Origin of the sequence: Melittangium boletus DSM 14713 (assembly GCF_002305855.1) — a bacterium.
Taxonomy (GTDB): domain Bacteria; phylum Myxococcota; class Myxococcia; order Myxococcales; family Myxococcaceae; genus Cystobacter; species Cystobacter boletus.
This window is the reverse complement of record NZ_CP022163.1, coordinates 7658482-7681762: the sequence shown is the minus strand read 5'-3', so window position 1 is coordinate 7681762 and position 23281 is coordinate 7658482. Positions and strand designations below refer to the sequence as shown.

Genomic DNA, 23281 nt, shown 5'->3' with positions numbered 1-23281 from the left:
CAATAAATTCAAACGGTTACAAAAATGTAGGTCCGTATGGGCGGCGGATGCTAGCCATCGCTATTCTGGCTTGTCAACGAATGGGGAAGGGATGATCCGCTTTCGCATCGGACATCGATGGAAGCGCGAACCCGCGGGAGCGCCACACGATTCCGTAGCCATGGAACTCGACGGCGTGAATCTGCTGCCGGGCGCGGTCGAGGAACCCCTCGTGGAAGGGGTGTCCGCGCTGCTCGAGGCCGTGGCGGCGCTGCACCGCGGCACGCGGCGGCTGGCCCAGGTGTCGCTCACGGAGGCACACCTGGAGTTGGTGCTGAGACGTTCAGGAACGGACATCGACGTCCAGGTGGCCAGCCTGTCGCGGCCCGCCCGGCTCCTGCGCCCCCCCCTGCGCCTGGACGCGGAGGAACTGACGGAAGCGGCCCGGGTTTGCGGCCAGTCCTTCCTCCAGGACCTGGTCCAGGTATCTCCGCGCACCCGGGAGGAGGAATCCGCCCAGACGCTGGAGCGGGCCCTGCGGCAACTGGACGAGCCCACGTCCCTGGTGCGTGACCAGAAGCCCCAGCCCTTCTCCCTACGGGTCCCCCCCGCCACCGTGCCCGGCTTCGGCTTCGCGCTGGACGACGCGGACGACGTGCTGCGCCGCGCGGCGAAGGAGAAGGGCCCGGCGCTGGCCTCGCTGCTGTGCCCGGGAGAGGTGTGGCTCGCACTGCCAGAGCGCCCGGTGGCCTGGCGCGCGATGGGCCCCGCGTTCCTCACCGCGCTGGAGCTGACGCGGCAGGCGGCGGACCTGGCGCGCGCGCTGGAAGTGGGCGAGCCGCGCTTCGCCTTCGAGCCCGCGGGCGTCCGGCCCGAGCTGGCGTTGGACTTGAAGACGGGCGAGGCTCGCCTGGGAGCGGCCACCCTTTCACTGGGAGCCAAGGAGCTGATGGCGGCCGTGTACCACCTGGGGCAGACCCTGGCGGTGACCCTGTCCGAGCACGAGCGCGCGCTCGCGAGCAACCCCTACCTGGTGGAACTGGCCGAGCGCTGCCGCGAGGGCCTGTCGCACCTGCGCGACGTGGTGCGGCCCGCTGGGGAAGGCACCGCCACGCCCGCGAGGGCCGTACCGGCGCCGGGCAGTTCCCGCCCGCTGAAGGTCCCGGGGCGCCTGCGCCGCCTGCGCTTCGAGAGCCTGTGGGAGCAGCGCAAGCTGGCGGACGCGGACGAGGGTCGGTTGATGATGAGCCCCAAGGGCGTGGTGTACTCGTCCCCGGACATGGCGTGCGGCTTCGATCGCAAGACGGGCAAGCAGCAGTGGCGGCGGGCGGCATCGCACGGCGTGGCGGCCTCGGTGGACGGCTACACCCTGGCGGCGAGCGCGGCGCGCCTGTGCGGCTTTCCGGGCAAGGGCTCGGGCGCGGCCTGGATGCGCGGACACGAGGCCCTGCGCATCGGTCCACAACTCCTGCGGCACTACGGGATGCTCTACACGCTGGCGGATGATCGCGTGGCGCTCGCCATCCACGAGCTGACGGGCCGGGAGGTGTGGCGCCAGACGCCTCCGCGCACGCGGCGCGGCTACCTGAGCGTGCACGCCCACCGGGCCCTCCTGGCGACGGACTCGGGCTACCTGTACGGACTGGGCCTGGCGGACGGACAGGTGCGCTTCCGGATGAGCGCGTCCCTACCCTTCCTGGGAGCGCCCGTGCCGTGGGCGAAGCACTTCGTGGCGCTGCTGGGCCAGGGCTCCAACTCGGCGCTGCTGCTCGCGGACGCGCACACGGGCGAGTCGGTGTGGACGTTCGAGATGTCGCTCGCCCTGCCCTCCACGCCACTGCCCAGCGGCAAGCGGCTGTACATCGCCGGGGAGTTGGAGGGCGAAGGCGTGCTCGTGTGCGTGGACTCGGCGGGCCAGGCGAGGTGGCAGCGCGCGCTGCACCTGGGCCCGGGCCCCTTCGCGCTGGCGCGGCTCCCCGGCGCGGTGCTGGTGACATCCGCGCTGGGCGCGGCGGCGCGGGTGAGCGACGCGGGCGAGGTGGACTGGCGCCTGGGCGCGGCGGGAGAGCAACTCACGCGGGCGCTGCAACCCATCGTCTCGCGCGGAGTGGTGCTGGTGCCTGGCGAGCGCGTGCGCGCGGTGGATCCCACCCGGGGCGACGTGCTGGCCGAGGTGCGCGCCGGCGTGGGCTTGATGTCACTCCAGGCCGACTCCCGGCTCAACCTCTACTTCCTGGACGAATTCGGCACGCTCTCCGCCTATCGGCTCGGCTCGCACTTCGCGGTGGTGGGCGACTGACATTTCGGCTGTTCCATGACCTCTTGGGTCTATACAGCGGCCCGACATCGCGGGCAGGTTGCTGCGAGCACAGGAGGCTCGTCATGAGCGACACACCGGAGTGGAAGGGACGTCGGCTGGGCTCGTATTTGATCGGTGAGCGTTACCCGGACATCCCAGAGGACGAAGGCCGACTCTACGAGGCACACCATGTCGACACCGGAGAGCCCGCGCTGGTCGTGATGCCGGGGACGGGCGATGACTGGCGCACGCCCACCCCCTGGAGCGCGGAGACCACGAACCACAGCGAGCCCAACGCCCTCGTCCTAAACCCCAAGCGCGTGGCTGGCGCGATGCTCCCCACTTTCCACGAGATGACCTTGGGCCTCATCCGCCTCGCGGGAACCCTCGCTCGCCTCGATGAACGAGAGGACGTCCGGGCCCACTTCGAGCGCGGACCCCGGCCGCTCCGCTCACGGCACTGGGTGAGGCGCTGGGGACTCGCGGGCGTGGGCCTGGCCCTGGTGGCGGGACTTGCCCTCTTGCTCTGGCCGCGCATCTCCTCGCATCCGCAGACGCGCGGTCCGCTCCAGGACGCGCCCATCTTCACGAACGGACAGGACGTCTCCGCCCACGTCATCGCCTACCCGATGCCCGAGACGCCCTTCAAGGAGCAGCGCAAGCCTCCCTGCATGCCCGAAACGGAAGTCGAAGTTCGGGGCGGCTGCTGGATTCGGCATGAACGGCCCGCTCCCTGTCCCCCTGGAACGGCCGAGTACCAGGGCCGGTGCTACGTGGCCGTCAAGAAGCCGGACCCGCAGCCGCGCTCCGTCCAGCCTTGACCGGTCGTCCAAGCCAATTCTCCCGCTCGTCCCCCAAGAAGCACCGGCTCCACGCCGCCGCTCAGCGGCAAGCAGCTGTACATCTCTGGGGAGTTGGAGGGCAAAGGCGTGCCCGTATGCGTGGACTCGGCGGGCTAGCGAACATGCTGGCCGAGGTGCGCGCCGGAGTGGGCTTGATGTCGCTCCAGGCCGACTCGTCCACCCCCCATCTGACACCCATCATTCCGGCTGTTTCATGACCTCTTGGGTCTATACAACGGTCCGACATCGCGAGTAGTTTGCGGCGAGCATAGGAGGCTCATCATGAGCGACACACCGGAATGGAAAGGACGTCGGCTGGGCTCGTATCTGATCGGTGAGCGTTACCCGGACATCCCCGAGGACGAAGGCCAACTCTATGAGGCACACCATGTCGCCACGGGAGAGCCCGCACTGGTCGTGATGCAGGGCACGGGCGATGACTGGCGCACGCACTCGCCCTGGCGAACGGAGACCACGAACCACATCGAGCCCAATGCCCTCGTCCTGCATCCCAAGCGTATGGCCGGGGCGAAGTTGCCCTCGTTCCACGAGATGACCCTGGGCTTCATCCGCCTCGCGGGAACCCTGGCTCGCCTCGATGAACGAGAGGATGTCCGGGCCCACTTCGAGTGCGGACCCCGGCCGCTCCGCTCACGGCACCGGGTGAGGCGTTGGGGAGTCGCGGGCGTGGGCTTGACCCTGGCGGCGGGACTCGCCCTCTTGCTCTGGCCGCGCACGGCCACACCGCCAAAGACGCACGGATTACCCGACGACACGCCCGTCTTCATGACTGGACAGAAGCTGTCGTCCCCAGTCATCGCCTACCCGATGCCAGAGACGCCCTTCAAGGAGCAGCGCAAGCCTCCCTGCCTACCCGAAACAGAAGTGGAAATCCGGGGTGGTTGCTGGATGCCTCATCGACGGGATGCCCCCTGCCCTCCGGGAACGGCCGAGTACCAGGGGAGGTGCTACGTGGCCGTCAAGAAACCGGAGCCCGAGCCGCGCTCCGTTCAGCCCTGACCGGTCTGGCTACATAGCACCCCGTACGGTTCCCGGCCCCCAGCAAACTCTAGGAGGGAGTTGCGATGACCCGAGTACGCCCAAGGTCCCCGACTCCCGCCTTTGAGCCCCCTACCGCGAAAGAGTCCACGGCGTTCTCGCCCAAACGACTTGCGCGCCTGGCATCGCTTCTGCCACTGGTCGTTCTATTTTCGGGTTGCTCGTCCGCCGTGACAGGCCGGATCGACCCCCCGCATTTTCAATTCACCACGACCGTGCCCCAAAGAAAACCCGGCCCGGGTGGTTGGCGCGTCGCGTGTGTACACGCACAAATCAAGAACGGAGACACAGGACAAGCGTCAGAGCGGCATTCAACGTAAGACTAAAAGCCGCCATCCGGGGAGCACAGGTCATGGCAACTTGCCACGCCCTAGCAAAACCGGTTGTCTTTGGCATCCCCGCACCTAAAATCCAACGACTGGACAACACATGAACCTCTCGAAGGAAGACCTGCTTGACATAGCCCGAAAATACTACGACTCAACCAACAAATTTCATTTCACAACAGAGACAAGCCCCGAGACACAACGGCTCCACGCACTGTGGGCGCAGTGGACTGCTGACATGAGTTCTTGGTATGCACTGAGGGACAAGCTAAGCAGTGAGCTTCCAAATCACATCACCGGTGAAACATACCCCACGAACGATGGCGGCCCGCGCTGCATGGTCTACCCGCCAAAAGAATCCATCCCACCTACATCCGACTGGGTTGTCGTAGGGTGCGTGAGTCTATTGGCACCTGTCTACTTCGTCTATGGTGTGAAGTACGAATATATAGACGGTCGTCTACAAAACCCCAAAGCCAGTTTCGAGCCACCGCCACCCAGCATGGCTCTCCCAGCCCGGGTCTTGGCCAGGACGATTGAAGCAACATTCGGATACAGCGCACTTCCTCGTGAGATTGCGGAAACCCCCGCGCCGCTCTTCGCTGGTTGGCTAGAGCCCCCACAAACCACGATCTTCCACGTACTTTTCACAAACGATCCAAGCAACATTCCGTAGCGGGCCCCTTGCACCCCCTAAAAACTCGATGCCACTCCATGCCCAACAGCCTCATGCGGCGATGGTACCATTAAAGCTGGTGCAGCCGCGCGTTCTCCGCCCGTCCCCCCCAGGCAGAATCCGCCGTGCGGATTTCCCGCAACGGGCTCCCCAGAACGCGTCCGCATCGTCGTCGCGTCACACCTCTTGATGGAGACTCCGTGGCCTCGGCAGTTGGAACCACTCGCATTGGATGAGCGTGACGGAGTTATCCGGCCGCCACCTCGAACAGGAATCCCCCCCATGAGAATCCTCTTCACGACCCTGCTTGGCTCTGGCCACTTCCATCCACTCGTCCCCGTCGCGCGGGCGCTCCAGCAAGCAGGACACGAGGTCGCCCTCGCCACCTCGGAGCAACTGCGGAAGCAGGTGGAGTCCCAGGGCTTCCGCTTCTTCCGCGCCGGAGGCGAGAGGCCACAGTTGCCACAGGGCGCGATGGCGCAAGTGATGGAGAACATGATGCGCATGTCTCACGAGACTCGCCGCGAGCACATGGCCAACATGTTCGCCGGACACTTCGCGCGAAAGATGGTGTCGGACGTGATGGCGCTCGCGTCTGACTGGCGCCCGGACCTGCTCGTGCGCGACTCGATGGAGCTCGGCGGGGCCATCGCCGCCGAGCGCCTCGGCATCCCGCATGCGTCCGTCCAGGTGGGCGCCATGCTGCCCCAGGATTACTCCTTCCCGTTGATGGTGGAGCGGCTCGACGAGGTGCGTGCCACGGTGGGCCTGCCGCCGGAGCCCCAGCCGCACTCGCTCTACCACTACCTGCATCTGAGCTTCGTCCCGCCGCATTACCTCGGGGGCTCGATGCCTCCGACGGCGCACTACTTCCAGCCGGCCATCTTCGATCAGTCCGGCGACGAGCACCTGCCCGAGTGGGCCTCTCGGCTGGGCCAGAATGGGCGGCCGGTGGTGTACGTGACGCTGGGCACGGTCTTCAACAAGGTGGTCGCTGTGCTGCGCACCCTCGTGGAGGGCGTGCGCGAGGAGCCGGTGGACGTGGTGGTGACGGTGGGGCGGGACGTGGACCCGGCGGAGCTCGGTCCGCAGCCAGCACATGTCCACGTGGAGCGCTACATCCCCCAATCGCTGCTCTTCCCCCAGGTGGACCTCGCGATTCTGCACGGCGGTTACAACAGCACCACGGCCGCGCTCGAGTACGGGTTGCCGCTGGTTCTGGTGCCCATCGCCGCGGACCAACCGATGAACGCCGCGCGCTGCGAGGAATTGGGTATGGCGCGCGTGGTGGAGCCGCTCTCGATGACGCCCGAGAGCGTCCGCGAGGCGGTGCGCGACGTGTTGAAGACGCCCTCGTACCGGGAAAACGCGCGGCGCTTCCAGCGCGAGGCTCGGACGTTGCCGGGACTGCCACGCGCGGTGGAATTGCTGGAGAAGCTCGCGAGGGAGAAAGCGCCGCAGTTCCGGACGTGAGCGCGGCTATCCGACCGCCCCGGCCACCTGCATACCAGCGGGTTTCCGGCTCGGAAACAATCGGGCCCGTGACGGATGCCGGTCGAAGGCCGAGCCGGCGTAGACCGCGCGGCCATGACCAAGACCCAGCATGCGGTGGTGATCGTCGGAGGTGGACCGACGGGCATGATGTTGGCGGCCGAGCTTGCGTTGGCGAAGGTCGACGCCGCGATCGTCGAGCGGCGCGAGACCCAGGACCTCGACGGCCCGCGCTCACGCGGCCTGCACGCACGCACCATCGAGGTTCTCGATCAGCGTGGAGTCGTGGATCGGTTCCTCTCGCGGGGGCAGGTGGCGCAGGTCGCCGGGTTCGCGTGGATCCCGCTGAGCATCAGCGACTTTCCCAGCCGGCATCCCTATGGGCTCGGCCTCCCGCAGAAGGAGTTCGAGCTCATCCTGGCTGGCTGGGTCAACGAGCTGGGAGTGCGTATCTACCGCGGACGTGAAGTGACCGGGTTCGCACAGGACGACAGCGGCGTCGACGTCACGCTCGCTGACGGCCCGTCGCTCCGGGCCGAATATCTCGTCGGATGCGACGGCGGACGCAGCGTGATCCGGAAAGCGGCCGGCATCGAGTTCGCCGGATGGGATCCGACCCTGAGCTGCCTGATCGCCGAGGTCCAGATGACCCAGGAGCCGAAATGGGGGATGCGCCGCGACGGCATCGGCGTCCATGCCTTCTCCCAGTTGGAGGGGCGGGTGGGGGTGATGGTGACCGAGCCGCGGATCGGCCCGCGCGGCGAGCCGACGCTCCGCGAGCTCAGCGACGCGCTCGTCGCCGTCTACGGGACGGACTACGGGATCCACAGCCCCCATTGGATCTCCCGGTTCACCGACCTCACGCGGCAGGCCGCGGCCTACCGCGACCGACGCGTTCTGCTGGCCGGTGACTCCGCGCACGTGCACTTCCCGGTGGGCGGGCAGGGCCTCAACCTCGGCGTGCAGGACGCGGTCAACCTGGGATGGAAGCTGGCCCAGGTGGTCAAGCGAACGTCGCCGGACAGTCTCCTCGATTCGTACCAGCTCGAGCGCCACCCGGTCGCGGCGCGCGTGCTGCACAACACGATGGCGTCCATCGCGCTTCTTCGCTCAGACGATCGCCTCGAGGCGCTGCGAGACACCGTCGCCGAGCTGCTCCGGATGGACGAGCCCCGCAGACGAATCGCCGGAATGATGTCGGGTCTGGATATCCGCTACGAACTCGGCGAGGGACACCCGCTCCTCGGACGCCGCATGCCCGATCTCGACCTCGTCACCGCCCACGGGCCACGGCGCGTCTTCACGCTGCTGCACGAGGCCCGGCTGGTCCTGCTCAACCTCGGTGAGCGCGGCAGCTTCGACCTCAGTCCCTGGGCAAATCGCGTGAGCGTCGTCGACGCGCAATACGGTGGCCCCTGGGAACTTCCTGTCCTCGGGGCGGTCACCGCGCCCGCCGCCGTGTTGATTCGGCCCGACGGCTACGTGGCGTGGGTCGGAGACCGAACGCAGCTCGGGCTCACGGACGTGCTCACCAAATGGTTCGGACCACCCTCTTCGGCATAGCTCGGAGGACGACTGCGGGAGAGCCGTTTTAGTAGACATACCTCGTAAGTCGGCTACACGGGAGGTGGTGTCCATGGAGCGCAAGAAGAGGCGGAGTTTCACTCCGGAGTTCGGTGCCGAGTCTCAAGGGGTGGAGCGCCCGCCAATCTCCGGGAAGCGCTCGTAGGCCCGTTTGAGCGCGTCCAGGTGCGCGGGGTCGTCCAGGTCGAGTGGCGCCTTCGTGAGCTGCACGACCCACCCTCCTGTTGATCCCGCCGCGTCATAGACCGTGCTCGTGACGGACTCGAAATCCCCGGCCGCCGAGGATGACAGCCTCCACCGCCGCTTCCACCGACCCTGGGCGTCGTAGCTCAGCAGCGAGCGCTCCACCCCTTCGCGCCTCGCGATGAGTTCCTCGACGAGTCGGCCCGCCGGGTCGTAGGACTCCGTGTGCTCCTCTATCTCCGCCTGCCACTCGTGGCGCTGGAGCTGGCCATTGCCCCAGTACATCAGCCGCGCTCGGGGATGTCCCGCTTCGGCATCTCCAGTGAGTCCATCCAGCACAGATCGCGCGTCCTCTTGACTTCGGAGATCGACTTCGTCCAAGTCCAGGACGAGCCCCATCCCAGGGCCCGTCGTTCTCTCCACCGTGTGTGAACATCCATGATTTCCGCTGCGAACGCGGCCGCTCCTGAGTCGAGCGCGCTCCGCCTCCCGGGTTACCGGACCTTCCTGCTCACGTTCATGTTGGCGATGATGGCCGACAACATCGAGCACGTGATCAGCTACTGGGTGGCGTTCCAGAAGTTCCACTCCGCGGCGCTGGGCGGGTTCGCGGTGGTGTCCCACTGGCTGCCCTTCTTGATGTTCTCGGTGCCGGTGGGCGCGCTCAATGACCGGTTCGACTCGAGGCGCCTCATCCAAGGTGGGATGGTGCTCTTCATTCTCGCCTCGGTGGGATGGGGCTACTTCTTCGTCACGGACTCCCTGCGGATGTGGCACGCGATGGTGCTGCTCACGCTCCATGGCTGCGCGGGCGTGCTGTGGAGCACCTCGAGCCAGATGCTGCTCTACGACATCGTGGGGCCGGCCCACCTGCCCAGCGCGGTCCGCCTCAACGCGACGGCCCGTTATCTCGGGGTCCTGGTGGGCCCCGGCGTGGGCAGCCTCATCATGCAGACGCTCGGGCCCACCCGGGGCATCTTCGTCAACACGGCGTTCTATCTGCCCCTGCTTCTGTGGCTGATGAGCGCGCCCTATGGGCGGCACTTCCGGGGGGTGACGGCGGGCGCGAAGCGGGCCGTCCGGGGCCTGGCGGACATCGTCCAGACCGTGCGCGACGTGCGCGAGCTGCCGGTGGTCGCGGCCATGGTGCTACTGGCGGGGGCGGCGTCCTTCTTCATCGGCAACAGCTACCACGCCCAGATGCCGGGCTTCGCCCATGACCTGGGCCATGGAGACCCCGGCATGGCCTATACGCTCCTGCTGGGAGCGGATGCGGCCGGGGCGCTGCTCGCGGGCATCCTGCTCGAGACGCGGGGCTCCTGGCTGAGGACGGAGCCCTCCTCCGCGCTGAAGCTCGCCTTCCTGTGGGGCTGTTCGCTCCTCGCTTTCTCATTCATGCACGCTTACTCGGCGGCGATCCTCGTGCTCTTCCTGGCCGGGTTCCTGGAACTCTCCTTCAGCAGCATGACCCAGGCGCTCGTGCAGCTGAACGCGCCGGACACCATCCGCGGCCGCGTGCTGGGGCTCTTCAGCATGTCGGCCTCCGGCCTGCGGGCCTTCAGCGGCGTGACCGTGGGACTGCTGGGCAGCGTCACCAACATCCACACGTCGCTCGCCGTGTCCGCCCTCGGCTTCGTGATGGTGGCCGGCGTGCTGCTGCTCCGTCAACGTCGGCAGGCCCCATGACGAACCGGAACAAGGCCGTGGACGCGTTCATGAAGACCCTGGAGCACCCGCGCAAGGCGGAGGTCGAGCGCATCCGCGCGCTCATCCTGGGGCTCGACAAGGACATCCAGGAGCGCATCAAGTGGAACGCGCCCAGCTTCGGTCCGGGTCAGGAGGACCGGGTCACCTTCCGCCTCGCGCCCAAGGGCAAGCTCCAGCTCATCTTCCACCGGGGCGCCAAGGCCAAGGACGCCGCCGGCTTCGCCTTCGAGGATCCGAGTGGGCTGTTGCAGTGGGCCGCCAAGGACCGGGCGGTGCTGGAGCTTGGCGAGGCGGAGGCCGTGAAGCCCCAGGTGCTCGGAGAACTCGTGCGCCGGTGGATGGCGGCGACACGCGAGGGCTGACAGCGACGTCGACGACGAAGTGGACGGCGCGCGCAAGCGGAGGGCGGTGGAGCCCGAGCGGCCGGGCACCCCGGCTTCGTCACAACCTCGCGGAGCCCCTTCCCTTCCCTGGGAGTCAGCCCCGAGGTTCCCATGGCAAGCATCCTCCACGCGGAGAACTATTACGCCTTTCGTCAGATCGAGCGGGTGATCGATCTGGCGACGGCGACTCCCAGCACGACGAGCGCGGAGCTCTCCGGGATCGAATCGGCCCTGGTGCGCGCCCACCAGCTCTTCATCGCCCGGCGCTACCAGGACGCCATCGGCGCCTACCGCCTGGCCGAGCGGCTCATCTACCGGCACCTGAACGCCGCCGCGCCACCGTGGGGGCTGGGACTGGTGACGGGGGCCGCGCTCGGCGCGCTCTCGGCCGCCATCAAGCCGCCGAGCGAGTCCCTCCAGCAGAGCGCGGCCAAGGAGCTGGATGCCTGGACCCGACCCACCACGCCCCAGGCCCCCGCGGGTCCTCCGGTGACGCCCGGCGCGCCGAGCACCCCCCGGCTCCCACGACGCTGGGCCAGTTGGGCACGAGCGCGCTGATGCGTTTGGCCACGCCTTCGGGCTGGGCCACGTGACACCGCAGGCGATGTCCTGAAGCAAGCGCGCGCGGGCGCTCGCGTCCGTCGGGAGCGCCCCTTTCCTCCCATGACAGGACTTGCTGCCGCAACCTCCCACGCTCACCTTCGCGCGAGCGTTCAGCGGAGGAGCACCATGAAAAGATTCGCCTGCCTGTCTGCTTTGTGGGTTGTCACGCTTCTTGCTTGTGGAGGAGCGGCGGAACGGGAGGCGGAGCTGGCGCCACCTCCCGCGGAAGACGCCTTGCTGCCCACCGAGACGTTGGTTCCGGTGGGCCCTGCCTGGAGCTACCTCGAGCCTGGCTTCGCCTATGGGGGCAATCGCCGCGCGTCCGTGGTGGCCGCCGATCGCCTGGGCAATGTCTATGTCCTGGCCTCCTTCTCCACGAGTGGAGGCTCCAAGTCCTCGCTCATCGCGTTCGACCCCACGGGCCTCCCCCGCTGGCGGCGCGACTTCAGTGCTGCCCTGCAGGGCGGCGATGGCGAGCTCGACGTGGCCACTGACTTCTGGGGCAACGTGTTCATCGTGGGCAGCTCCGTCCCCCAGCTTGATCTGGGCGGTGGCCCTCTGGGAAAGCGGGCCTTCGTGGCGAAGTTCTCCTCCACGGGCAGCCTGCTCTGGCAGCGGCCCCTGTGCGACAGCGCCAGGGTCTACTCGGTGGCGACGGATGCGTACGGCGCCGTCTGGTTTGGAGGCACCGTGGGCAATGGCTGCAACCTCGGCGGAGGGCCGCTCTGGGAGGTCACCTCGTGGGAGCAGGGCTTCATCGCCAAGTTCGATGCGCTCGGCGAGTACGTCTTCTCGCGTGCCATCGGTGGGCGAGGTGACCAGGTGAACGTCCGGGACATGACCGTCACGAGCGACAACGGCGTGGTGGTCGTGGGGGGCCGCTACGTCTTCGCGGAGTCGACCCAGATTCGCCCCTATATCTCGAAGTTCGCCAGCAATGGTCCGCACCGCTGGTTCCGGGACTACCCGGAGGCATATGGCGACTTCTGGGGGGCGGAGGTGAACGGGGGCCGCATCGTGGTGGTGGGCGCCTACTCCCTGAACTTCACCTTCCAGGGGACGACTTATCCCGCCACCAGCATCTTCGGTGACGGGCTGGTGGTGGCTTACTCGGAGTCGGGCGGCGAGCAGTGGTTCCGGCGCCTGGGGTGCTGGGCCAAGGCAGTGAGCGCCAGCGAGGGACAGGTGGCGGTGCTCGCGTCCTCGTGTTCGAGGACTCTGCAGTTCCCCCAGTCCGTGGATGTGGCGGGCAAGGATGGAGTGCTGGCTCTCTACCAGGGCAACGGGACGCCCGTCCGGGTGCGAGGCATCGGCCAGTGGCACTCATCCGGATGGGACGTGGCCTTGAGCCCGCGAGGGGCGGCCAGCGTGACGGGGAACGAGAACATCCAGGCGACTTCCACCGGGTACACGAGCGACCTGTCCGTGTTCAGCCTCATGCCCTGACCTCCGGCTTGAAACCCGGGTGAGGTCCACAACTGAGCCCGCTCCGCGGGCCTGACAGGCGCGCTTCGACAAGATGACCCACGCAGCGCCCGGGCGTTACCCTGGAACAGGCCGTGGTATGCAGGGCTCCCATGTCCCGAGATGTCGAACTCCAGTGCCGTTGCGGAAAGATTCACGGATGGCTGCGCGATGCGGCACCAGACACGGTGAACCGCATCGTCTGTTACTGTGACGACTGCCAGGCGTTCCTGCACCACCTGGGCCGCGCCGAACTCCTCGACGAGCACGGCGGTTCGGACATCGTGCAGGTCGCGCCCTCGACGCTCTCGTTCGATCGGGGCCTCGACCTGATCACCGCCGCGCGCCTCACGCCCGAGGGCCTCTATCGCTGGTACGCGAGCTGCTGCAAGACGCCGCTCGGCAACATGGTGTCGCCGCAGCTCCCGTTCGTCGGGATCGTCACCGAGCTGTTCCAGCAGGCGCCGAACGCGCGCCCGTGTGACGAGGTCTTCGGCGCGCCGCGCGGTGGAATCCTCGGCAAGTTCGCGATCGGCGTTCCGCCGCCCGGGTCGGTGAAGCCCAACCTGCGTCTGTTCGCGCGTACGCTCCGCAAGGTGTTGGGCTGGAAGCTTCGCGGCAAGACGTGGCCTCATCCGTTCTTCGACCGCGCGAGCGGCCATCCGCGATACCCGGTCACGGTGCTTTCCATGGCCGAGCGTGAGGCCCTCCGCTCGCGGTGTGGCCCGCGTCCCGCTCGCGCGTGACCAAGAGAAGCGTCATCGCATGAACGACCTACTCAACAAGGTAGGCCTCTGGGCCTCCGTCGCGCTCGTCGTTCTGTGTTGGATCAGCACGGGGATGGGCTGGAATGCCTACGCATCGCGCTCCGGAGGCGATGCCGCCGGCAAAGGCATGGAGAGAGGCGTTCACGGCTTGTTCCTCATCGCCTTGAACGTCGCGGCCTTCGTGGGCGCGGGCTGCTTCGCCCTGGCCCTCATCTTCCCGACGGGAGCCGTTCATCTCCTGGCACGCTTCCTGGGCTGGCTCTTGTTGCCGCCAACGCTGGTGCTCTTCGTCGGGTTGCTGCGCAAGTAGCGAAGCGTCGCGTCAGAGATCGCCCCAGGTGAAGCCTGTTCCTGGACGATGCTTCGGTACGTCGGCTGCTGCCCCTGGGCAAGCTGCTCGAGGGGATGCGCCGCGCGCTGACCGACCTGTCCAAAGGTCGTTTCGTGCAACCGCTTCGCAGTGTAGGAGAACCACGGTTTTGTGACTCTCCCGCACTTGGTGTGCTCCATTTCCAAGACCCCAGGAACAGGAGCCCTCCCCTGCTCCGCGAGACCATTCATGTCGGACCTTCCGTGAATAATCCGTCCTCGCCGCATCTCGAGGACTTGAAGGTCCCAGGAATGAAACCATGCGCATCAAAAGTCGCGGTAACCGTTCACCGCCCCGGCTCGGTTGAGGAGGAGGCAGGAAGGAGGTAACGGGAGAAGTAGTGCTGGACGAGGGGACGGGAGACGTGGTGTAGCAGAGACATGGCGGAAGTGGATTCCCGAGCCGCGCGGATTGCGGAACTGGAAGCGATGGTGGCCGCGCGAGACGCGCGGATAGCGGAGTTGATGGCGAAGGTGGAAGCACTCACTGCGCGTGTGGCGGAGTTGGAGGCGCGCCTGAGCCAGAACTCGAGTAACTCCTCCAAGCCGCCTTCCTCGGACGGCCCTGGAGCCCGGCGCCAGCCGAAGAAGCCAACGGGCCGAAGTCCTGGGGGCCAGCCCGGACACAAGAAGCATGAGCGCGAGCTGCTGCCGCCCGAAGAGGTGCGGCACGTCGTCGAGTTGGTGCCCAAGGAGTGCAAGGACTGTGGGCGTCGGCTGGAGGGAAGAGACGTGGAGCCGCGCCGCCATCAGGTGGTGGAGGTGCCGCCGCTGTCGGCCGTTGTCACGGAGTATCGCAGCCATGCGCTGGAATGCGGCGCGTGCGGCACGGTGACACGAGAGGAAGTGCCCGGGTACGCCAGCAGTGCCTTCGGAGATAGGTTGGGCGCGCTCGCCAGTCTGCTGGTGGGCAAGTACCGGCTGTCCAAACGACTGGTGAAGGACGCGCTGTCGGACATGGTGGGGGTGCGGCTGTCAGTGGGCAGTGTGGTGAATCTGGAAGGGCAAATGGCCGAGGCGCTCGCCCCGGCGGTGCGCGAGGCTGGCGAGTACGTGAAGGCCGCCGACAGGGTGCACGCGGACGAGACGGGGTGGGTGGAGGGGCGGCGGGAAGGCCGAGGCCAACGTGCCTGGCTGTGGCTGGTGGCCACGGCGTTGGTGGCTGTCTTTCACATCGCTCGGAGTCGCGGGGCCAAGGTAGCGCGTGCGCTGCTGGGAGAAGACTTCGCGGGCATCCTGGGCAGTGACAGGTGGAGCGCGTACGCATGGTATGACCCGGGCCTGAGGCAGTTGTGCTGGGCCCACCTGCTGCGCGACTTCCAGGGCTTCATCGAGCGGGGCGGCGAGGGAGGGCCGCTTGGCGAGGCGTTGATGCGGCAAGTCGAGCGCTTCTTCACCTGGTACCACTGGGTGCGCGATGGCACGCTGGCACGGGAGGACTTCGAGAAGAGGATGCCCGAGGTGGAGCGCGAAGTGGGCCGACTGCTGCGCCGGGCCGCGGTGTGCGCGCAGAAGAAAACAGCCGGCATGGCACGGGAAATCCTCCGGTGGGAGAAGTGCCTGTGGACATTTGTCGACATACCGGAGGTGGAGCCGACAAACAACTTCGCCGAGAGGTGCCTGCGTCACGCGGTCATGTACAGGAAGACATCCTTTGGCACGCAAGGCCCCGAAGGCAGCCTCTTCGTGGAACGAATCCTCACGACCGTTACCACCCTCAAGTTGCAACGGCGAGGCGTGCTGGACTTCCTGACGGACACCCTCCACGCACATCGACGGGGCCTTTCGACTCCCTCGTTGTTGCCCCTTCATGCCTCGGTCCAACTCTCGGCCTCAGCCTGAGTCGGTGAACGGTTACAAGTCGCGGTGCCCTGCTCGTTGGACTCATGTGGAGTTTGGCCGTGGGCTGCGGTCGCACGGAAGGAACCGGAGATCCACCCCTCCTCGAATCCCAGGTGGAGAGCGCCGTCACGCTGCCTGGAACGGAGCTCAAGGACGGCATTCCCATCACGATCAGCGGAGCCACCGGCTCGTTGACCTACTTCTACGTCAACCTTCCCGCCGGTCTTTCGGAAGTCTCCTTCGCGCTGATGGGTGGCACCGGCAACGCGAACCTGGCCGTCAAGCGCGGTGAGATTCCCACCAACTTCCTCTACGACTGTAGCTCACGCGGGAGCGACAACGAGGAGCGGTGCAACGTGCAGGCTCCGGTCGCCGACACCTGGAGCGTGAGGATCGAAGGCCAGTCGGCGTACGCCAATGCGAAGCTGGTCGTCTATTTCAATCAGCCCTTGCCGCTCGCCCCCAACGTCAACCTGTTCCACTACTCCAACAAGCCGACGATGTTCTTCGTCGACGTCCCCGCGGGCAAGGGCCGGTTCAAAATCGACTCCTCGGGCACCAGCACGGTGAAGGCGCGGTTGGGCGCCCGCCCCACGGATACGCTCTACGACTGCGACGTCACGTGTGACATCTTCAAACCCAAGGCGGGCCGGTACTACGTCCTGCTGACGACCAACAAGTCTCCGACGCAGATCCTCCCCTGGGTGACTGGAACGGCGAAGACGCCCGTGACGCTCACGAATGGGCAGACGGTGACGGGCATCAGCGCGGCGAAGGATGACCTGGTCTATTACACGCTCAATGTCCCCTCGGGGCAGTCCCGGCTCGTGGTGGAGACCTCGTCCGTCATCCGCTCGCTCTACGTCCAGCGGGGAGACCCGTTCCCCGGGAGCGCGGTGGATTGCCTCGCCAGTTACTCGAGCGGCCCCGCTTCGTGCACGTTCGACAATCCGCAAGCGGGGACGTGGTACCTGATACTTCGGGCGAACAGTGCGCTCTACAACCTGAGTCTGACTGCCCGCGTGGTGGCCTCCACGAGCAACGGAACGGTGACACCGCTGCAGAACTCTCAGCAGGTGACCGGCCTCTCCGGCAGCCCGGTCGAGGACCGTTACTACTCCATCACCGTTCCCGAGGGCATGCCGTACCTGAACGTCCAGACAACACAGGGGACGGGCGTCGCCGAGATGTTCGTCCAGCATGGCACTCCGCCGAAGCGGGGACAGGGCACGGCTTGCGGCACCGGCTGCAAGTTCCAGGCTCCGGCTCCAGGCACCTGGTACATCCTGGTGCGCGGCTTCACCACGTTCTCGGGCCTGAGCTTCTCCACGGGATATCCCCCGGTGTATGCGCTGTCACAGGACCAGCCCGTGCAGTACGGCGGCGATCGTCTCCACTACTTCTTCGACGTTCCGGAGGGGCAGTCGGAGGCCAACTTCACGCTCACGAACGAGCACGGCAACTGGGCCGTGGTGAAGTACGGCACCTGGCCGACGAACCTCAGCGATGGTTGCAGGACGCCCTGCTCGCTGGTCAATCCCCAGCCTGGGCGCTACTACGTCACGGTGTATTTCACGCCGGGAATCGTCTACGGCATGCTGGCCGCGTGGTACGGGGGCGGCCCGGTCCTCCCGCTGGCGGACGGCATTCCCGTGGCCTTCACCGCCAGCGCGCTGCGTGAGTTCCGGTACTGGCGAATCGACGTTCCGGAGGGCCAGGCGCAGCTGCGCGTGGACCATGTCTTCCAGGGCGGAACCCCGTCGCAACTGTATGTCCGGTACGGGGCCGTTCCCGCGACGTCCCTGTTCACGTGCAAGGGGACGTCCTGGACGTACAACGACGTCCCGGCCGGCCGGTCCTGCGTCATCGACAATCCACAGGCGGGTGCGTGGTACGTCCTGGTGGAGAGCAAGGCCGCGCTGGCGGGCATCGTCCGGGCGACGACCTCCTCCACCCTCCCGCTCATGACGCCGGGCTTCGAGGAGCAGCCGTTCGCGGGTTCGCCGACCAGTGAGCGCGTGTGGAAGGTCGAAGTCCCCTCCGGGCTCAGCGACTTCCGGGTGATGCTCAGCGGCGGCTCGGGCAACGCGGACCTGTACGTGAAGTACGGCGAGGTGCCGGGCACGACGTACGACTGCGCGTCCACCCATCCCAACAACGAGGAGAACTGCGAGTTCGCCCAGCCGCAGGCGGGCACTTGGTACGTGGCCGTCCGGGGCACCGAGTCCTTCGCCGGTGCCCGCCTGGTCACGACCTTCGCGACGACGCCCGGCGAGGGCGTGAGGGCGCTGGCCAGCGGGGAGAACGTGGTGGCGTTCAAGGGCGCCCTGGGCTCCGTGCAGTACTTCAAGGTGGAAGTGCCCCAAGGCAAGAACCGGTTGATGGTGGGCATGTCCGGTGGCCGGGGCAATGCGGACCTCGCCGTCCGCCAGGGCGCCCGCCCGACGCTCACGGAAGCGGATTGCCGGAGCGAAGACCCCACCAACCTGGAGGTCTGTGTCTTCGAGAACCCAACGCCGGGGACATGGCTCATCCGCGTCGAGGGGCTGACGGACTTCAAGGACGTGGTGCTGACCGCCCGGTACAGCAACACCAACGAGGTCATCCCGCTGACGCTGGGCACACCGGTTCCAAACATCTACATCGGTCCCAATGAAGCCCAGGTCTTCTCCGTCACCATCCCCTCGGCCGCGGACATGATGCGGGTCGACATCCAGTCAGGTGTGAATCCGCCGACCGACGTGCGCTTCGCGGACATGTCCTACAGCAACGTCTTCACGTGCACGACGTCCGGTCGCTTCACCCTGTGCCCGGATTACTTCACGTACAGCTCCCCGGGGCAGCGGCGCGTGTCCATCAAGTCCAAGACGCCCGCGACCGCGTCCTGGGGAAACATGGTCACCATCAACGATGGCATCGATGGATGGAACAACGACACGACCTACGCGTCATTGATGAATGGCGTGGCCGTGACGGAGCTCACCGACAACGGCCGGTTCAAGATCGAGGTGCCCTCGGGGGCGACGAAGCTGACCATCACCACCCGGGGCCCCACCGAGACGTCGAGCGACCCGGGGCAGCTCATCCTGTACGTCCAGGGTCTCAAGCCCGCATCGAGCACGAAGTACAACTGTGCTTCGACGAATACGGGCGTCTCGCAGGGGTGCACCTGGACCAACCCGACCGTGGGAACGTGGTACCTCGCGACCGAGTGGACCAGCGGCTCCTATGACGTGAAGGCCCTCTTCGAGTAGCCAGACCGGGGCGAGCCCACTTCACGGAGTGCCGCAGAAGTGGGTGATCGCCCTCGAGAGCACTGCCTCGCAGCGCACCAGGTCCTCCTCGGGCACGAACTCGCCCGTCTGGTGCGCCACGCGGATGTCCCCCGGGCCGAACACCACCGCCTCGGCGCCCAGGGCCGACATTCCAAGTAGGAAGAGACGGACACAGGAGGCTCGTACATGAGCGATGCGTCGGAGTGGAAGGGACGTCAGCTGGGCCCGTACCTGATCGGTGAGCGGTACTCGAGCATCCCCGAGGACGAAGGCCGACTCTATGAGGCACACCATGTCGACACGGGAGAGCCCACCCTGGTCATGATGCCGGGTACGGGCGTTGTTGGATTCGACATGAACGAGCCGCCCCATGTCATCCTCGCTCGGCCGAGTACCAGGGCCGGTGCTACGTGCCCGTCAAGAAGCCGGATCTTCAACCGCGCTCCGTCCAGCCCTGACCGGCCGTCCAAAACCACCCCAGTGACTCACGGGGTGGCGCGCCCACCGATCTCAGGGAAGCGTTCGTAGGTGCGCAGGAGCGCGTCGAGGTGAGCGGAGTTGTCGAGATCGAGCGGCACATCCGTGAACCGTACAATCCACCCGCCCGTCGCGGTGCGACGCGCCCGCGTCAGCAGATCCGCGTCGCGCGGGGGGTCCGGGAAACCGATGGCCCGTGCGGCAGCGGCCGACCAGTAGTTGAGCCACCCCAAGCGATGAGGAATCTCAGGAGAGCGGATTTCCCTCGGGAACTTGAGTGCCGGCAATCCCCGCGGCGGACGATGCGGCCCATGCGCCGGACGGCTTGTTTGAAGCGCTATTTCCGCCCCCGCGCTCAACGGCGTCGCATGCCCCCAGAACGCGCGTGCGCCCTCCGCAACGCCCTCCAACACATCCGCCGCCGCCGCGATAACCGCCTCAACCAGCGGCATCTGCGCATGGACGTCGAGCAACGGTTGGCCACCCGATGCGGAGCGAGCGCTTGTCTCCAGGCCATAGAGGGTCACGGGGTAGCTCTCGTCGCCGTTGCACAAGAGAGGGAACTCGCCACGTGCCGCCGCTTCAGCGAGCCACGCATCGCGCCGCGGCAACGCGATGGGCCGCCCCTCTTTGGAAACCTTCCATTCGAGGCGTACGTTGGGAAGCGCCCGCTCCAGCCCATGGGTGACAGCGAGTGGGCGACCATCATCGCCCACGAGCGCGGGCGCGTAGACGATGAGGCCGAGGGAGTTTTCCGTCGTCGACATCTCAGCACCCCGTGAGGACGATCTCCAAAAGGGGCTCCTCGTTGAGGAGCACGGTACGGTGCGCGGCGCTGCTCACACCGACGACGAAGCCGTATCCACATGCCACCGCGATCTCTCGCTCGCGGCGCAGTTCCTCCACTTGATCGCTGATGACCCGATTCCGGAGGAAGGGCGTGTACGTGTCGAAACGATCGGTCTTGATCTCCCACAGCACGGGCGCACCGACTTGCAACGCGTCGAAGCGCTTGCCGTCAACGAGCACGTCCTTGCCAGGGTAGTAGTTCGGCGGAAACGTATCGGCGCACCAGTCATGCAGGGCATCCCCGCCTAGGTGAGACACCGGACGGGGTTCGCACTCAGGGCGGCGGCGCTCCAAAGTCAGTGGAGCAGGCGGACCTCGGTTCGATCCGGAACTCTCCGGTTTCGCCTCCGATTCCTCCTGCTTCTGCGCGTTGGGGTCCACCATGACGGTCACGGGCGGCGTCAAACCGACAGGCACTGGAAGCGCGATGGGCTTTGGCGCAGCAAGAGGAGCGCACTGTAGGTACGGAGACGCATCGGCATGTCCTTACCCCCGAAAGACAGTCGAGTATCAGGGGCGGTGCTACGTCCTCGCGAGCCGCGCTCCGTCCATCACTGACCTCCGGGCCACGGCGCTTCACGGAGTGCCGCAGAAGTGGGTGATCGCCCTCGAGAGCACTTCCTCGCAGCGCACCAGGTCCTCCTCGGGCACGAACTCGCCCGTCTGGTGCGCCACGCGGATGTCTCCCGGGCCGAACACCACCGCCTCGGCGCCCAGGGCCGTGAGTTGGGGGGCCTCGGTTCCGAACGACACGGTCGCGGGGGCGTTGCCCGTCGCCTTCTCCACGAAGCGCACCACCTCCGCGTCCGCTCGCGTGGCCACTCCGGCGTCCATGCGCACCACGTGGATGCGGGCCTCGAAGCCCGGCTCCTGGCGCATCAGCTCCTGGCGGATGTGCTCCAGCGCCTCCGCCACCCGCTGCGCCGGCTGTCCGGGAATGGGCCTCCACTCCACAATGAAGCGGCATGATCCCGGGATGACGTTCTTCGCCTTGCCTCCCTGGATGAGTCCCACGTTCAGCGTCGTGAAGGGCGGCTCGAAGCCCTCGTCCCGCTCCTCGCACAAGGTGGTGAGCGACAGCTCCTCGATGAGGCGCAGGAAGCGCCCCGCGCGCAAGATGGCCGAGGCCCCCGTGGCCGGGTACGCGCTGTGCCCCTCCTTGCCCAACACCTCCACCTCCGCCAGGCAGTAGCCCTTGTTGGCCCGCACCGGTCGCAGCATCGTGGGCTCTCCCACGATGGCGTGCCGGGCCCGCCCCAATCCCGCCTCCACCAGGCGCTTGGCTCCGAGCAATCCCACCTCTTCGTCCGCGGTGAGCACCACCAGCAGCGGCGCCTTCAACCGCTCGGCGCGCGTGGCCGCGTGCAGCGCGCAGGCGATGAAGCCCTTGGTGTCACACGCTCCGCGTCCGTACAGCCGCCCGTCCCGCGCCGTCAGCCGCAACGCCTCCTTCCACTCGGGGTCATACGGCACACAGTCCGAGTGCCCCACCAACGCCAGCGCCGCGCGGCCCTCGTCGCCGCCCTTCACCGCCAGCAGGTTCACCTTCTCCACGCCCGCCGCGTCCGTGTAGCGCTGGCGCTGGGCGGAGAAACCCGCGGCCTCCAACTGGCGCTGGGCCAGCTCGATGAGGGGCAGATTGGTCCGCGACGAGGTGGTGTCCAGCGCCACGAGATCCGTCAGGGAGGCCCGCAGAAGGGGCAACGTGTCATTCACGGGTACAACCTCCGGGCGAGAGTGTGGAAGGCACGGCCGGACTCCTCGGCGCGGGGATGGTGTCCTTCGCTCACCACGCGCCGGCCCTCCACCACCACGTCGCGCACCGCCGCCTTGTCCCCGCCGAGCACGATGCCGGCCAGCAGCGAGGCCGGGCTCGCGCCCAGGAGCGAGGGGTGATTCAGATCCACGGTGAAGAAGTCCGCGGGGGCTCCGGGCTCCAGCGCTCCCGAGGTCAGGCCCAGACAGCGCGCGCCATTCACCGTGGCCATCTCGAACAGCCGCGCCGCCAGCCCATCCACCGCGCCCGTGCCTGGGTCCAGCACCGCGCGCCGCAGCCGCGCCAGCCGTAGGTGCCCCTCGAGCTGCCGCGCCTCGTCCAGCAAGTCCACCGTGGCCTGGCTGTCCGACCCCAGGCACAGCCGAGCCCCCGCCTGTCCCAGCACGTCCGCGGGGACGATGCCATCACCGAGATTGCGCTCGGTGGAGGGGCACGCGCACACGCCCGCTCCGCGCTCGCCCAGCAGCCTCGCCTCCGCGTCCGTCACGTGCACGGCATGCACCGCGGTGAAGCGCGGCTGCAAGAGGCCCAGCTCCGCGAGCAATTCCACGGGCCGCCGGCCATGCTCGGCGAGGCACGCCTCGATCTCCCGAGGCTGCTCGGCCACATGCATGTGCACGGGCAAGTCCGGGTGCGCGCCCGCGAGGGCCTCGAGCCATTCGCGCGGCACGGCGCGCACGCTGTGGGGCGCCAGTCCCACGCTCACGCCGGGCTGTCCCCGCGTGGTGCGGACCAACGTCTCCACCGAGGCGAGGAAGGTGTCGACGTCCGGATCGATGAAGCGGCGCTGCCTCGGGTTGGGAGGCACGCGGAAACCCGAGCGCGCATAGCCCACGCGCAACAGGACGATGCGCAGCCCCACGTCCCGCGCGGCGCGGATGACCGCGTGCGCCAGCTCGTTGCGATCCGCGTAGGGAGTGCCATCCGCCTGATGGTGCAGGTAGTGGAATTCGCCCACGGCGGTGATGCCCGCGAGCACCATCTCCAGGAAGGCCTGCCGCGAGGCGGTGTACACCTCCTCGGGCGTGAGGGCCTCGGCGGCGCGGTACATGGCCTCGCGCCAGCTCCAGAAGTCATCCGTGCCGCTGCCCGAGGCCACGTACTCGGTGCGCCCGCGGATGAGCCGCTGGAAGGCATGCGAGTGTCCATTGACGAGCCCCGGCAGCAGCGCGCGCCCGGGCATCCGGATGACGCGAGCCCCCTCGGGCACGGGTCCCTCGGCCAGGACGCGGCCCTCCGCGCTCACGTGCAGGGCACGTCCCTCGTGGAACCGGCCTCCGGCATAGAGGGAGTCCGGCTGGTAGACCGTGATGTCGTTCACCCGAACCA

The 23281-nt window shown here is 67.4% G+C and carries 19 protein-coding genes and 1 pseudogene; 14 read left to right on the top strand and 6 right to left on the bottom strand.

The window, feature by feature from the left end; genetic code table 11:
* Positions 1–160: 160 nt before the first annotated feature.
* The 6 genes from MEBOL_RS31860 (at position 161) to MEBOL_RS31840 (ending at position 8235) form a co-directional block, all read left to right on the top strand.
* Positions 161–2278: an outer membrane protein assembly factor BamB family protein gene (locus MEBOL_RS31860; RefSeq protein WP_342747689.1), complete on the top strand. Its 2118-nt coding sequence runs from the start codon at positions 161–163 to the stop codon at positions 2276–2278.
* An 83-nt stretch (positions 2279–2361) separates the two neighbouring features.
* Positions 2362–3099 carry a hypothetical protein gene (locus MEBOL_RS31855; protein WP_095980966.1) on the top strand — a complete coding sequence of 246 codons (738 nt, stop codon included), beginning with the start codon at positions 2362–2364 and terminating at the stop codon, positions 3097–3099.
* Positions 3100–3402: 303 nt separating this feature from the next.
* A complete protein-coding gene (locus tag MEBOL_RS31850) occupies positions 3403–4140 on the top strand; it encodes a hypothetical protein (protein WP_095980965.1) in 738 nt (245 codons plus the stop codon).
* Positions 4141–4608: 468 nt separating this feature from the next.
* Positions 4609–5181: a hypothetical protein gene (locus MEBOL_RS41515; protein WP_157823791.1), complete on the top strand. Its 573-nt coding sequence runs from the start codon at positions 4609–4611 to the stop codon at positions 5179–5181.
* 282 nt (positions 5182–5463) lie between these two features.
* The gene (locus tag MEBOL_RS31845) at positions 5464–6654 is read left to right on the top strand and encodes a glycosyltransferase (protein WP_095980964.1); all 1191 of its coding nucleotides are present in this window, start codon (positions 5464–5466) and stop codon (positions 6652–6654) included.
* Positions 6655–6768: 114 nt separating this feature from the next.
* A complete protein-coding gene (locus MEBOL_RS31840) occupies positions 6769–8235 on the top strand; it encodes an FAD-dependent monooxygenase (protein ID WP_218920831.1) in 1467 nt (488 codons plus the stop codon).
* 123 nt (positions 8236–8358) lie between these two features.
* On the opposite strand, the gene MEBOL_RS44180 is transcribed toward MEBOL_RS31840, so the two are convergent.
* Positions 8359–8778, bottom strand: a complete 420-nt coding sequence (locus MEBOL_RS44180; RefSeq protein ID WP_157823790.1) for a DUF5953 family protein — start codon at positions 8776–8778, stop codon at positions 8359–8361.
* A gap of 99 nt (positions 8779–8877) precedes the next feature.
* Between MEBOL_RS44180 and MEBOL_RS31830 the strand changes: the two genes are divergently transcribed.
* The 8 genes from MEBOL_RS31830 (at position 8878) to MEBOL_RS31795 (ending at position 18828) form a co-directional block, all read left to right on the top strand.
* Positions 8878–10125, top strand: a complete 1248-nt coding sequence (locus tag MEBOL_RS31830; protein WP_095980961.1) for an MFS transporter — start codon at positions 8878–8880, stop codon at positions 10123–10125.
* Complete coding sequence (locus MEBOL_RS31825; RefSeq protein ID WP_245919001.1) at positions 10122–10508, top strand: DUF1801 domain-containing protein; 387 nt, start codon at positions 10122–10124, stop codon at positions 10506–10508. Before MEBOL_RS31830 ends, MEBOL_RS31825 begins: the two co-directional genes overlap by 4 nt.
* A gap of 132 nt (positions 10509–10640) precedes the next feature.
* Positions 10641–11087, top strand: a complete 447-nt coding sequence (locus MEBOL_RS31820; protein ID WP_095980960.1) for a hypothetical protein — start codon at positions 10641–10643, stop codon at positions 11085–11087.
* 171 nt (positions 11088–11258) lie between these two features.
* Positions 11259–12578 (top strand): hypothetical protein, encoded by a 1320-nt coding sequence (locus MEBOL_RS31815; RefSeq protein WP_157823789.1) that lies wholly within the window; start codon positions 11259–11261, stop codon positions 12576–12578.
* Between the two features lie 131 nt (positions 12579–12709).
* Complete coding sequence (locus tag MEBOL_RS31810) at positions 12710–13342, top strand: DUF6151 family protein (RefSeq protein WP_245918999.1); 633 nt, start codon at positions 12710–12712, stop codon at positions 13340–13342.
* A 19-nt stretch (positions 13343–13361) separates the two neighbouring features.
* Positions 13362–13673, top strand: coding sequence for a hypothetical protein (locus tag MEBOL_RS31805; protein ID WP_157823788.1), 312 nt, complete (start codon positions 13362–13364; stop codon positions 13671–13673).
* 440 nt (positions 13674–14113) lie between these two features.
* Entirely contained in the window at positions 14114–15574 is a 1461-nt protein-coding gene (tnpC, locus tag MEBOL_RS31800; RefSeq protein WP_095977180.1) for an IS66 family transposase, read from the top strand.
* Between the two features lie 59 nt (positions 15575–15633).
* Positions 15634–18828, top strand: coding sequence for a PPC domain-containing protein (locus MEBOL_RS31795; RefSeq protein WP_170115633.1), 3195 nt, complete (start codon positions 15634–15636; stop codon positions 18826–18828).
* A gap of 21 nt (positions 18829–18849) precedes the next feature.
* Here the strand turns inward: MEBOL_RS31795 and MEBOL_RS41510 are convergent.
* The 5 genes and pseudogenes from MEBOL_RS41510 to hutF form a co-directional block, all read right to left on the bottom strand.
* Positions 18850–18999, bottom strand: a pseudogene (locus MEBOL_RS41510) (acetylornithine deacetylase); the annotation flags it as partial.
* 335 nt (positions 19000–19334) lie between these two features.
* Positions 19335–20093 (bottom strand): DUF5953 family protein, encoded by a 759-nt coding sequence (locus MEBOL_RS31785; RefSeq protein ID WP_095980955.1) that lies wholly within the window; start codon positions 20091–20093, stop codon positions 19335–19337.
* A 1-nt stretch (position 20094) separates the two neighbouring features.
* Positions 20095–20559, bottom strand: a complete 465-nt coding sequence (locus MEBOL_RS31780; RefSeq protein ID WP_095983122.1) for a DUF6310 domain-containing protein — start codon at positions 20557–20559, stop codon at positions 20095–20097.
* A 192-nt stretch (positions 20560–20751) separates the two neighbouring features.
* Positions 20752–21891, bottom strand: a complete 1140-nt coding sequence (gene argE, locus MEBOL_RS31775) for an acetylornithine deacetylase (RefSeq protein ID WP_095980954.1) — start codon at positions 21889–21891, stop codon at positions 20752–20754.
* Positions 21888–23273 (bottom strand): formimidoylglutamate deiminase, encoded by a 1386-nt coding sequence (gene hutF, locus MEBOL_RS31770; RefSeq protein WP_095980953.1) that lies wholly within the window; start codon positions 23271–23273, stop codon positions 21888–21890. The genes argE and hutF overlap by 4 nt, the downstream gene beginning before the upstream one ends.
* Positions 23274–23281 lie beyond the last annotated feature (8 nt).

Bases quoted from the DNA above. Each gene is read 5' to 3' on its own strand.
- MEBOL_RS31860 (WP_342747689.1), top strand. From the start codon at position 161: ATGGAACTCGACGGCGTGAATCTGCTGCCGGGCGCGGTCGAGGAACCC.
- MEBOL_RS31855 (WP_095980966.1), top strand. From the start codon at position 2,362: ATGAGCGACACACCGGAGTGGAAGGGACGTCGGCTGGGCTCGTATTTG.
- MEBOL_RS31850 (WP_095980965.1), top strand. From the start codon at position 3,403: ATGAGCGACACACCGGAATGGAAAGGACGTCGGCTGGGCTCGTATCTG.
- MEBOL_RS41515 (WP_157823791.1), top strand. From the start codon at position 4,609: ATGAACCTCTCGAAGGAAGACCTGCTTGACATAGCCCGAAAATACTAC.
- MEBOL_RS31845 (WP_095980964.1), top strand. From the start codon at position 5,464: ATGAGAATCCTCTTCACGACCCTGCTTGGCTCTGGCCACTTCCATCCA.
- MEBOL_RS31840 (WP_218920831.1), top strand. From the start codon at position 6,769: ATGACCAAGACCCAGCATGCGGTGGTGATCGTCGGAGGTGGACCGACG.
- MEBOL_RS31830 (WP_095980961.1), top strand. From the start codon at position 8,878: ATGATTTCCGCTGCGAACGCGGCCGCTCCTGAGTCGAGCGCGCTCCGC.
- MEBOL_RS31825 (WP_245919001.1), top strand. From the start codon at position 10,122: ATGACGAACCGGAACAAGGCCGTGGACGCGTTCATGAAGACCCTGGAG.
- MEBOL_RS31820 (WP_095980960.1), top strand. From the start codon at position 10,641: ATGGCAAGCATCCTCCACGCGGAGAACTATTACGCCTTTCGTCAGATC.
- MEBOL_RS31815 (WP_157823789.1), top strand. From the start codon at position 11,259: ATGAAAAGATTCGCCTGCCTGTCTGCTTTGTGGGTTGTCACGCTTCTT.
- MEBOL_RS31810 (WP_245918999.1), top strand. From the start codon at position 12,710: ATGTCCCGAGATGTCGAACTCCAGTGCCGTTGCGGAAAGATTCACGGA.
- MEBOL_RS31805 (WP_157823788.1), top strand. From the start codon at position 13,362: ATGAACGACCTACTCAACAAGGTAGGCCTCTGGGCCTCCGTCGCGCTC.
- tnpC (WP_095977180.1), top strand. From the start codon at position 14,114: ATGGCGGAAGTGGATTCCCGAGCCGCGCGGATTGCGGAACTGGAAGCG.
- MEBOL_RS31785 (WP_095980955.1), bottom strand. From the start codon at position 20,093: ATGTCGACGACGGAAAACTCCCTCGGCCTCATCGTCTACGCGCCCGCG.
- MEBOL_RS31780 (WP_095983122.1), bottom strand. From the start codon at position 20,559: ATGGTGGACCCCAACGCGCAGAAGCAGGAGGAATCGGAGGCGAAACCG.